We start from the raw sequence: 10,952 nt of genomic DNA on the forward strand, positions 1-10,952 counted from the left end.
GAGCAGGGGAAGCAGGGGGAGCAGGGGGAGAAATAATTTCTGACTCTTGCTTTTTAACTGCATCTTTCCCATTTCTAGATGCGGCGGAATTAGTATTATGTGAAAATTCAACGAGAGTGGGTGCAACATGTCCGTTACTCTCTTTTACTGCTGGAGTGGAAACCACAGTTTCAGTAAATTCAGGGGTGGAATTGTTAGATAAAGCAGCAGGTAAACTAACTTTATGCCCATCCTGTAAAGCTTCAGCAAAGGCATTTTTGGTTTTTTCGGAGCGATAGTTGATGCCGTTTAAACGTACATTCAACGCTTTCTTTTGCTCAGTAGCAGGTAGTGCGGGTGGTACTTCATACGGGTCGAGGTTTTTCAAAGGTAAACCAAGTACGCGTAACTGTACAACTGCTTCTCGCAAAGAGCGATCGCTACTCTTTTGGGTGCTGGGGTTCAATGCAACGGTGATGTGGGGGCGATCGCCTAGGGTATCTTTGACTAAGTTAGAAAGAATTTTCCTCGGCCCAAATTCCACGAAGCAGTAACCACCAGCTGCATAGATATTTTCAATTTCCTGCTTAAACAGCACGGAGTTGGAGAGGTGGCTTTCCAGGATTTTTTGAATACCTTGGGGTTCTTTGGGATAAGGTTTGGCGGTGACGTTGCTGAAAACGGGGATTTGGGGAGTTTGGAAGGCGACGGATTTGGTGGCGATCGCAAAGGATTTTTGTGCGAAGGCAATCAGGGATGTATGGAAGGCTGCGGACACAGGTAATAATACAGCGGCGCATCCTTGGTCGTGCAATGTCTGCCGCACTTTGGCAATTTCTGCGGTGGGGCCTGCGACGACAATTTGCGTGGGCGAGTTAAAGTTAGCGATGGATACTTGCGGATACTGTCTCAGTACTGCTTGCACTTTGCTGATATCTTCTTTCACAGCCAGCATACTGCCTGCATCATGATCCGGGTCTTCTGGGGCTGCCATTGCCTGACCTCTGGCTTTCACGAGGAACAGGTAATCTTGGTCACTCAAAACACCTGCTGCCCACAAAGCTGTTAGTTCTCCAAAGCTGTGTCCGGCGACAAAATCTGATTTGAAACCAGCTTGTTGCAATATGGAATACATCCCAGCACTCAACACCCCAATGGCAGGTTGAGCATATTCTGTGCGTTGCAAGGCGGCAATTTGAGCATTTTTTTCTGCCTCGCTAAATACCGGACGGGGGAAAACTATTTCCGACAGCGGTTGCAAATTATCTTTGATTAACAAGCTATCCATGTAGCCATGCAAACGCCGCATCAGGGGGAAATTCATCACCAGTTCCCGGCCCATCTCCAAGTATTGCGAACCTTGACCGGAGAATAAAGCTACAACTTTACCGCCTAATTCCATGCCAGTGGAACGATAGTAAATTCCTTGGGGATGATCCCAGGATGCTGCTGCCCTCTTGTGTTTCAGCCACTCGATGGTAATTTGCATCAACTTGCAGGCTTCTTGCGGATTCTCAGCGACAAACCCAACTCTAGCGGCAATTAAGGGAATTTCTGCTGATTGGCACTCCTGGACTAATTGGGCATAATGTCTGTCACTGCCTTCCGATTGCAACTTATTTAAAATGTCTTCGCATTTAGCCAACAGTTGTGCAGGGTTGGGAGCAAACAATACAATCTCACGCGCACTATTGTGTAAGCGGTAAGGACGGTTTTGTTCGCTTTCGTATTCTTCCAAAACAACGTGATAGTTAGTACCACCGAAGCCGAAAGAACTCACACCAGCACGTCTTGGCGCTTCACCTTCCGCACGAATCCAAGGTCTAGTTTCGGTATTCAAATAAAATGCGGAATTTTGAATGTTGAGTTTGGGGTTAGGTTCGGTAATGTTGATTGTGGCTGGTAAGATTTTGTGATGCAGTGCCAAAGCTGTTTTAATCAAGCTTGCAGCACCCGCCGCCGCTTTTGTATGTCCGATTTGTGATTTGACGCTACCCAAAGCGATGTGCTGTCTTTTTGAGTCATGTTCGCCAAAAAAGTCTCTTAAAGAACCGAATTCGGTGGGGTCGCCTGCCATTGTGCCGGTACCGTGCGCTTCCATTAAGCCAACGCTGGCGGGAGAGAAACCGGCATCTTCATAGGCACGTTCTAAGGCTTTGATCTGACCTTCTTTACGAGGGGCATAAATACTCTTGTAACGTCCATCGCTAGAGGTACCGATGCCTTTGATGACTGCATAGATTTTATCGTTGTCACGTTCGGCATCTTCTAACCGTTTGAGGACAATCATCCCAATACCTTCACCCAGCATCATGCCATCAGATTTAGCATCGAAGGGTTTGACATTCTCACTGGGAGAAACAGCTGGTGTTTTGCTGAAGGAGATGTAAGCCATGATGGTGTTATCAGTGTCCACACCACCAGTCAGCATCATGTCAGAACGATATTCTATCAGTTCGCTGATGGCCATTTTTAATGCGCCGAAGGAACTAGCGCAAGCAGCATCAACTACACAGTTCATCCCGCCAAAGTTCAAGCGGTTGGCAATTCTACCGGCTACAACGTTAGCCAACATTCCAGGGAAAGCATTTTCGTCCCACTTGACGTAGGCGCTTTTGATTTTATCAACGATTTTTTTGGTGTCTTCATCAGACAAACCGCTGCTTTTGAGAACTTTCTCCCAAACTGGATATTCTAATCTAGCTGACAGTGGCATTCCCAATTGCTTGGCCATAGCCACACCCAAAATTACACCCACAGCCTCGCGGTTAAATTCACGAGATTCACCATAACCGGCATCTTCCATTGCTTCTTTTGCAACTACTAAACTCAATAGTTGCGATACATCTGTTACTTCTAAGATGCTGGGAGGTATGCCAAATTCCATGGGGTTAAAATCAACCTCTGGAATAAACCCACCTCTTTTACAGTAGGTTTTATCTTCAGGTGTTCTAGGGTTCGGATCGTAGTAATCTTTGACGCTCCAATGTGTATCAGGCACATCGGTAATACAGTCAATTTTATTAATGATATTTTGCCAATATTCCCGTAAGTTTCTGGCTTGAGGAAATAGAGAAGCCATGCCCACAATGGCTATAGGATTTTGTTGTAATTGTCTATTAATTTTATTAAGTGACATTGGTTTTTCTGATTTCATTTTTTTTGCCTCTATAAACCTAACTAAATCCTTTTCACAATTGTTAATCTGGGCTTCTAACTCCGCCAAGGCAGTATCAATTGAATTAGCAGACATAGGACATAGACTGTTCTTGAGTACTGTGGATGGTGAAGCGAGAGTGATACCATTTGGGATTTTAGATTTGGGATTTTAGATTTAAAAAAGTTAATTGCTAAACTTTTTAGTAGTCCGCGATCGCAATCTTTTTTCCAATTGGTATAATTTATGTCGCTTACCAAAAATGAGCTATCTCTTCTTTTAAGCAGCTAGCTATCCTATCTGCTAAGGCTAAATGCTTTTTTTTCAAGCACACACAACGCCAGAAAGCCAGAGGATGAAGCATAAAAGCTACAATTTTATACTTCACACTTCATACAGCGTTCGACTCTTGATATTGTGGCAGCAGGTCGATAACGTTGTTGAAACTGGTAAAATAGTCTTGGAGTGCGTTAGCGGCTTGACCAGTAAATTCAATCCATTCGTAATGGCAAATATCTTGGGCAATTGTATCCCACTGGAACAATGAAAACTTAGGAGTAGCTATTAGGACAGAAACGCTTTTTTCTCCCAAACTAGTTTGATTATCTAGCCTAACTGCAACAACGTAGCTGGTATTAATGACAACGTTCTGTATCTTGATAAATGCCATAGCCAGTTTCAACGTCCAGGATAATGTATTTTATGGAAATTGACCAAGAAAAGTTGACAAGTTCGTTACAGAAAAAACATCACCTTTACTCCGATTTCATATAGTTAGCTGAACAAATACTCAACCAATTGTCAGGTGATGCAAATGCGGTTTGGGTTAGTTTTTGCTTTTCTAAGTTCAATCAAATAACTAATTTTCCTTACCGCCTTGAAACGTTTGAATTAATAAAAAGATTAGCATACTTTATAGAAACTAAATCATTCCTTTAAATTAATTTCAGAAAAAAGCTGGATTTTAGCTGATGTAAATCTGAAAGTAAATATACCAGTCAAGTATATTTTTTGACTAAACATTGGAGCTAATACTTTCGTTCCTAATAGCTGGGACATGAATTTTATCTTGATTGAGAGGGCATTAGAAAAATCTTGGCAGCCAAGTAATCATTCAACGAATACATAAATCATCAAGCATGACTATCAGTAAGATTTTTTCAGAAGAACATCATAATTGGGGAACGATTTTTGATGAATTTTAAATATAAATCTATTCTCAAAAACAATTAGTTATTTATAAAGCAAATATTAAATTTTAATTTGTGCGTTATAAACAACATATAAATTTTGTTATGAATCATCAAAATTCCGATTACATAAAGCATTGTCTGATAAACAAGTTACAGATTAATAATTCATTCTTTGTGTCTTAGTGTCTTGGTGGTAAAAATAAATTTTGAACCACAAAGACACAAAGGCACAAATAAAAATCTATTTAACAGGAGTATTCCTAATCCCCAGTACCCAGTACCCAGTACCCAGTACCCAGTCCCCAGTCCCTAATCCCTATTCCCCATTACTGGCTGCTTTCCAGACCAATTTTGCCACCGCATCATGCCGCGACTGACTAATTCTGGATGGGTATCCCCAATAAAACAGATACGCCCCATTCTTTCGCAAGCAATGAGAATTTCACCGTGTCCCATAAATGGGGCAATCACAAAATTATTCGGGCTAGTATACAAATTTATTAAGTAGTTGATGATTCCCTCTACTCCTTCAACATTAATTGGTGTTTGTGGTTTAGATATTAATTGATGAGAAAAAATTCCTATATAAATATTGCCTAGTATTAATTCGTATTGAAAGGGCATTTGATTATGCTTGTAAAATTCATAAATATGTCCCTCTGAACGCAGCACAGCCACAACCCGCGCTTCATCTACTAAGTAATTATGCTCCCAGGTGGAGGAAAGGGTAGCGATCGCTAATGCTGCATTTGAGGGCAGCAGTTTTCTAAATTCTGGAGTTGCAGTATTACCACAATATATTAAATGCCGTCCTAAGAGCCATTCCTGACCAACTTGGACTTTGGGTGCAGTAGGTGTTGCTGATTGCTCAATTAATGGTTCTGGCTGGCGTTGACTTTTCTTGACAGCCAATTTAGCTGCTTTTTGTGCCATAGCACTTTTATGTGCTAATATCTGTAGTTCTTTTTGCTTAGCTTTGAACTCAGCAATAAGTTTAGCTTGCCGTTCGGCTTCTTCTTTTTCTCCCCTGGCTTGGGCTAATTCCAAAGCTTTTTCTGCCTCTTCTGCCAAAGCACGTTCTTTACTACCAGCCCTAGCTATTTTTAATAATGCCGTAGGACTATCTGCGATCGCAGTACCTTTAATTAGCTGTTTAACTGCTGGATGAATGCTTTTAGCAATCTGCTTACCGTGCTGGAAGGTGCGTTCAGAATATCCGACTTCTTTGGCTAACTCCACAGTTCTTTTTGGTGGTGGTGAAATCATTTCACCACCTTTGAGGGTATGTTGATTATCACCCACTTTCGCCCGCAGCCCCATGCGTTCCAGAATTTGATCTCGTTCTAGCCACAGTTCTGAACGCTCAAGCGGTTCTAACTCATTGCGGATCAAATTTTCGTCAATTTCTGCCAAACGGGCTTGGTCAGAATCAGTATAAGTAACAATATTACACTCAATAGCCTCTAGCCCCAACAGCTTACACGCTGTCAGACGGTGTAATCCCGCAATCAAATTCAGCTTTTGATCTACCGTAATCGGGTTCAACAGACCATTAGCCTTAATTGATTCCTTCAAATCGTCAACTTTTTCGCCTTTAACTGGACGGCGGTTGCGACCAACTTGAATTTGGTCTATGGGCACTATAGGCATAATTACTGTTTTTGAGTGCGTTTAGCCAAAACACCAATAATACGACTAGGATACAGCTAAAAAGTTTCGATTGGGAATTGAGGACTTTTTAGCGGTATCAGTTGAAGAGAATGTCTTGTGGTACACAATTGTGGCAATAGCAATCTGTTGATAATAACAAAACTGCTAGATGAAGCTACTACACACAGAAAATTACCCACACTCAAATAGACCATTAACATTCATCAGTCATCCGTCATCATTCAACAATAAATCGATTGACAATATTAAAGTTTTTTGCCATACTTGAACACAAGTTTATCGAAGTTTTTCCGAGACATTTTCATATCAAGTCCGCTGATTACTTATAATTGGGAGTATGGCGCGGAAATCTGAAAATACCTACCCTGCACTCTTTCTCCCCTGCCCGCTTGCAGTCTTAACGATAAGTCTTTAACCGGACACGATATTATTGGCGCTTCATTGTTTTTGAGATTTAAGTTTTTGGCTAGCGCTATGGTATTTTAGGATACTTGATTCAATGTCAAATTAGGATAAAACTGAAAAAGATTTGGAGTAACGCCACCGTTGATTTTGCTGCTAAACCATTAATTGATGGTAGCAATAAAGGCTTACTACATTCACATAGAACTAATTTAACTCTCCGCTTGGTGAAGATCAAATCATAGAGTAAAAGTACCTTGATTAACTGCGGATGAGTTAATTGCAACCGCCTGATATAGCCATCTAGCCAAATTTTGAGATAGCACAATTGGAATGAAAATATGGCAGTAAACAAAGAAAGCCGATTATTTACAAAATCTCCTGGTCGGTGGCGAATACTTTTGGCAGCTTCTGTTACTTTGGCTACCGGACTAATATCATTTTATAGTTTTTCACCAATCAAGTTTCGCTCTGATGTTCAGGCTCCACCAGCTAATGCTCCAAAGGCTACCCCTGTCAAAGTTGCTGTGACTGCCTTGGGACGTTTGCAACCTGAAGGCGAAGTGACTCATTTGTCTGCTCCCAGTTCAACTAACGGTATTCGAGTAGAAAGGCTGATGGTGAAGGAAGGAGACACTGTGAAAGCAGGACAAGTATTAGCGTATTTAGAAGATTATAGTCGTGCTACCACAGCTTTAGAACAAGCCTTAGACAAACTGCAAATTGCCAAAGTCAAATTAGCACAAGTAAAGTCTGGGGCTAAACCCGGAGACATTGATGCCCAAAAAGCAGCGATCGCGAGTTTAGAGTCACAATTTAAAGGTGACGTTGCAACACAACAAGCAACAATCAACCGCATCCAGGCTGAAGTCAACAACGCTCAAGTCGAAAACCAGCGATATCAGCAGTTATTTAAACAAGGTGCGATCGCTGCTTCCGTAGCAGATAGCAAAGCCTTGCAATTGAAGACTGCACAACAGCAGCTAACAGAAGCCAAAGCCAGCCTCAACCGTACTCAAAACACCTTCACTGAACAGCAAAAAGAAGCCACAGCCAAACTCAACAGTATTAAAGAAGTGCGTACAGTCGATGTTGACCTAGCACAAGCCGATGTTAGAAGTGCTGTAACTGCTATCAAACAAGCAAAAGCAGACCAAGAATTAAGTTACATCAAATCTCCCATAGATGGCAAAATTTTGAAAATTCATGCCAAAACCGGAGAAGTAATTTCCAACACTGGATTTGCTGACATAGGCAAAACATCTCAAATGTATGTCGTCGCAGAAGTGTATCAAACCGATATTCAAAAAGTACGTTTAGGTCAAAAAGCGACCATTACCAGCACAGCATTTCCTGGAAAATTACAAGGAACTGTGAACGAGATTGGTTTGCAAGTTGATAAACAAAGTATCTTTAGCCTCAACCCCAACTCAGACACAGACCGCAGAATAGTTGAAGTCAAAATATCCATCGATAACCCCAAAGATAGCGATCGGGTAGCTCGTTTAACCAATTTACAGGTGGATGTTGCTATTCAGATATAGTCAAGAGTCAGTAGTCATTAGTCAGTAGTCAGTGGTCAATAGTTAGAACAACTAACAACTGACAACTGACAACTAACAACCAACAACCAACAAATGAATCCATGAATTTAAAAATTCCTTTAGCATGGCTACAATTAGCCCAACAAAAAGTTCGCTTTTTAGTGGCTATAGCTGGGATTGCTTTTATTGTCCTGCTGATGTTTGTGCAACTTGGTTTTCAAGATGCTCTCTATTCCAGTGCTACCGCAGTACATCAAAGCCTACGAGGTGATTTATTTTTAGTCAGTTCTCAATATAAATCTTTAACCTCAAGTCAAAGCTTTTCACGCACTCGTTTATACCAAGCTTTGGGGTTTGATGGTGTAGAATCAGTTAGCCCCATGTATTTGCAATTTGCAAAACTGAAAAATCCAGCAACTGGCGAGAAATACTCAATATATGTTATTGGGTTTGATCCGGGAAGACCTGTAATGAATATACCGGAAGTCGAGCAAAACTTAGACAAACTCAAAATTCCTGATGTCATGCTTTTTGACCGAGATTCTCGACCAGAATTTGGCCCAATTGCTGCAAATTTTGACAAAGGAGATAAGGAACAAACAATTGAAATATTTCCCTTCGATGCCCAAATTGGATATAGAGTTAGAGTTGGTGGCTTATTCAGCTTAGGCCCTTCCTTTGGTGTAGACGGCAATTTAATTGTTAGTGATTCAACTTTCTTAAGAATAAATCCTAATACTCGTCCGGCAGAGAAAATAGATATAGGTGTCATCTCTCTCAAACCTGGTGTTGATGCAGAAGAAATTCTGAAAAATTTGAAAGCCAGCTTACCTAATGATGTTCAAGTTTTCACTCGTCAAGAATTTATTAACTTTGAGAAAAACTATTGGGCCTTGAGAACACCTATTGGCTTTATCTTGAATTTAATGTTGACAATGGCTTCTGTTGTGGGTGTAGTTATTGTCTATCAAATTCTTTATAGCAATATTGCGACACAATTTATTGCTTATGCAACATTGAAAGCTATAGGATATGCCAATAACTATTTATTAAATGTGGTCTTTCAACAAGCCCTTATCTTGGCATTTTTAAGTTATATACCAGGATTTCTTGTCTCTGTAATTTTATATGACTTTGCCAGAGAAGCCACTAAATTACCAATCATCATGACTGCTAATAATGCAGCAATCGTTTTAATATCGGCAGTTTTGATGTGTATAACTTCTGGCGCACTCGCTATCAATAAACTCCGTTCTGCCGATCCGGCTGATATTTTCTAGCAAGGGACATAGGGAGATGGGTACAACTAACAACTGACAACTAACAACTGACAACTGCCTAATTTAAAATCCAAAATCCAAAATCCAAAATTGGCTCTGCTGTATGAACTTGCAAAATAAAACTCTTCTCATTACTGGAATTGATGAATTTATCGGTTTGCGTGCAGCCGAGTTAGCCTTAGCGCAGGGAATGAAAGTCCGGGGATTGCAAAAAAATAGCGATCGCCAAAAAATCCAAAGTTTGGGTGCAGAAGTACTTGTTGGCAATATTACCGATGCAGCTATTGCTCAAAAAGCTTGTCAGGGAGTAGACATCGTTTTACATACTGCTCAAATTACCCAAGAAGCCGGCTCACTAAAGGATTTTCGAGAAATCAATGTCACCGGCACAGTCAATATGGCTAAAGCTGCCAAAAATGCTGGTGTTAAAACTTTTGTGCATCTCTCCAGTGTGATGGTCTATGGCTTTAATTATCCTGATAATGTCACTGAATCCGGGCCACTCTCTGGTGAGGATAATGCCTACTGTCAGACAAAAATAGAAGCCGAAGCACAACTTCTACCACTGAATGCACCGCCTGATTTCGGCGTAATCATTATTCGTGCTGGTGATGTTTACGGGCCTGGGAGTATTCCTTGGATAGTCCGACCAATTCTGATGATGCGTCAAAAATTGTTTGCCTATGCGAATGATGGTAAAGGAGTAATCAATCACGTCTATATAGACAATCTGATTGATGCTATTTTTCTAGCTATAGAAAAAGAAACCTACGGAGAAATTTTCAATATCACCGATGGTGAAAACACTTCTTGGAAAGAGTATTTCATGCGTCTAGCGGCAATGGAAGGTTTACCGGCACCCATGTCTCTACCAAAAGATGAAATGAAGTTGTTTTTGAAACTACGCCATCAGGGACAAAAACTTTTTCGTAAAAAAGCTGATATTCTCCCAGAGTCCGTAGATTTTATGTCTCGTCCTCATGCTTATTCTGTTGCTAAAGCCCAGAGTTTGTTAGATTACAAACCCAAAATTGACTTAGAAGCAGGAATGCAACTTACACATGAATGGTTGCAAAAAACTGATATTCAACAATTAGTTAAATAGTTAGCAACTAAGCTGTTATGCAATTTGCATTGACAGATGAATGATGATTGTTGACTGTGAAGCAGCTTAGTGGGCTTTGCCCACTAAAATCAAGCATTGTTTAACAACAATCCATACTCTTCGAGGGTTGCTGTTACAGATGTTTTATTGTCTAAAAATGCACATTTTTTACTGAACAATACGAAGTTATGCTGAAATTATCTTATTTACGTCATCTTCTTCTAGCTAGTTTATTGAGCATTAGTTGTGCAGAACTTGTCAAGGCAGAGCCTGCTACAAAACTGACTGTTTCAGTCAATGGAATCCGTCACCAAAAAGGCCAGATTTGCTTTCGAGTTTATGCTAGTGAACGAGGATTTCCTATGAGTAACACTAGTGAAGTTCAAAGTGGTTGTACTCAGATTACAGGCACTTCTGTCACCAAGGTTTTTTCTGGTTTGAAGCCAGGAAATTATGCTGTTGCTGTAGTTGATGATCAGAACGGAAATCACAAGCTTGACACAGATTTTTTTGGTATTCCCAAAGAAGGTTTTGGTATTTCTAATAATCCAACTGTATCTATCCAAACAGGTACACCAAAGTTTAGTAAGTCAAGTTTTGTAGTTAAGAAAAATACAACAA

General features: G+C 40.6%; 7 protein-coding genes. 4 read left to right on the forward strand and 3 right to left on the reverse strand.

Annotation, left to right across the window (positions count from 1 at the left end):
• The 3 genes from I8748_RS14905 to I8748_RS14915 all read right to left on the reverse strand — a co-directional run.
• Positions 1 to 3,232, reverse strand: a 3,232-nt coding sequence (locus I8748_RS14905) for a type I polyketide synthase (protein WP_198125360.1), incomplete at its 3' end; no start/stop codon positions are given.
• Between the two features lie 295 nt (positions 3,233 to 3,527).
• Positions 3,528 to 3,806, reverse strand: a complete 279-nt coding sequence (locus tag I8748_RS14910) for a hypothetical protein (RefSeq protein ID WP_096554027.1) — start codon at positions 3,804 to 3,806, stop codon at positions 3,528 to 3,530.
• A gap of 832 nt (positions 3,807 to 4,638) precedes the next feature.
• The gene (locus I8748_RS14915; RefSeq protein WP_198125361.1) at positions 4,639 to 5,979 is read right to left on the reverse strand and encodes a ParB N-terminal domain-containing protein; all 1,341 of its coding nucleotides are present in this window, start codon (positions 5,977 to 5,979) and stop codon (positions 4,639 to 4,641) included.
• A 764-nt stretch (positions 5,980 to 6,743) separates the two neighbouring features.
• On the opposite strand from I8748_RS14915, the gene I8748_RS14920 reads away from it, so the two are divergent.
• From I8748_RS14920 to I8748_RS14935, 4 genes are all read left to right on the forward strand, one after another.
• Positions 6,744 to 7,946 carry an ABC exporter membrane fusion protein gene (locus I8748_RS14920; RefSeq protein ID WP_198125362.1) on the forward strand — a complete coding sequence of 401 codons (1,203 nt, stop codon included), beginning with the start codon at positions 6,744 to 6,746 and terminating at the stop codon, positions 7,944 to 7,946.
• A gap of 101 nt (positions 7,947 to 8,047) precedes the next feature.
• Positions 8,048 to 9,226: an ABC transporter permease DevC gene (gene devC / locus I8748_RS14925; RefSeq protein WP_198125363.1), complete on the forward strand. Its 1,179-nt coding sequence runs from the start codon at positions 8,048 to 8,050 to the stop codon at positions 9,224 to 9,226.
• 103 nt (positions 9,227 to 9,329) lie between these two features.
• Entirely contained in the window at positions 9,330 to 10,331 is a 1,002-nt protein-coding gene (locus tag I8748_RS14930; RefSeq protein ID WP_198125364.1) for an NAD-dependent epimerase/dehydratase family protein, read from the forward strand.
• Positions 10,332 to 10,519: 188 nt separating this feature from the next.
• The coding region (locus I8748_RS14935; protein ID WP_198125365.1) for a DUF2141 domain-containing protein at positions 10,520 to 10,952 on the forward strand (433 nt) is incomplete at its 3' end.

The organism is Amazonocrinis nigriterrae CENA67 (genome assembly GCF_016056305.1).
Classification (GTDB): Bacteria; Cyanobacteriota; Cyanobacteriia; order Cyanobacteriales; family Nostocaceae; genus Amazonocrinis; species Amazonocrinis nigriterrae.

What these genes read in the sequence shown, in the direction of transcription:
- I8748_RS14910 (WP_096554027.1), bottom strand. Translation starts at nt 3,806, where the DNA reads ATGGCATTTATCAAGATACAGAACGTTGTCATTAATACCAGCTACGTT.
- I8748_RS14920 (WP_198125362.1), top strand. Translation starts at nt 6,744, where the DNA reads ATGGCAGTAAACAAAGAAAGCCGATTATTTACAAAATCTCCTGGTCGG.
- I8748_RS14930 (WP_198125364.1), top strand. Translation starts at nt 9,330, where the DNA reads ATGAACTTGCAAAATAAAACTCTTCTCATTACTGGAATTGATGAATTT.
- I8748_RS14915 (WP_198125361.1), bottom strand. Translation starts at nt 5,979, where the DNA reads ATGCCTATAGTGCCCATAGACCAAATTCAAGTTGGTCGCAACCGCCGT.
- devC (WP_198125363.1), top strand. Translation starts at nt 8,048, where the DNA reads ATGAATTTAAAAATTCCTTTAGCATGGCTACAATTAGCCCAACAAAAA.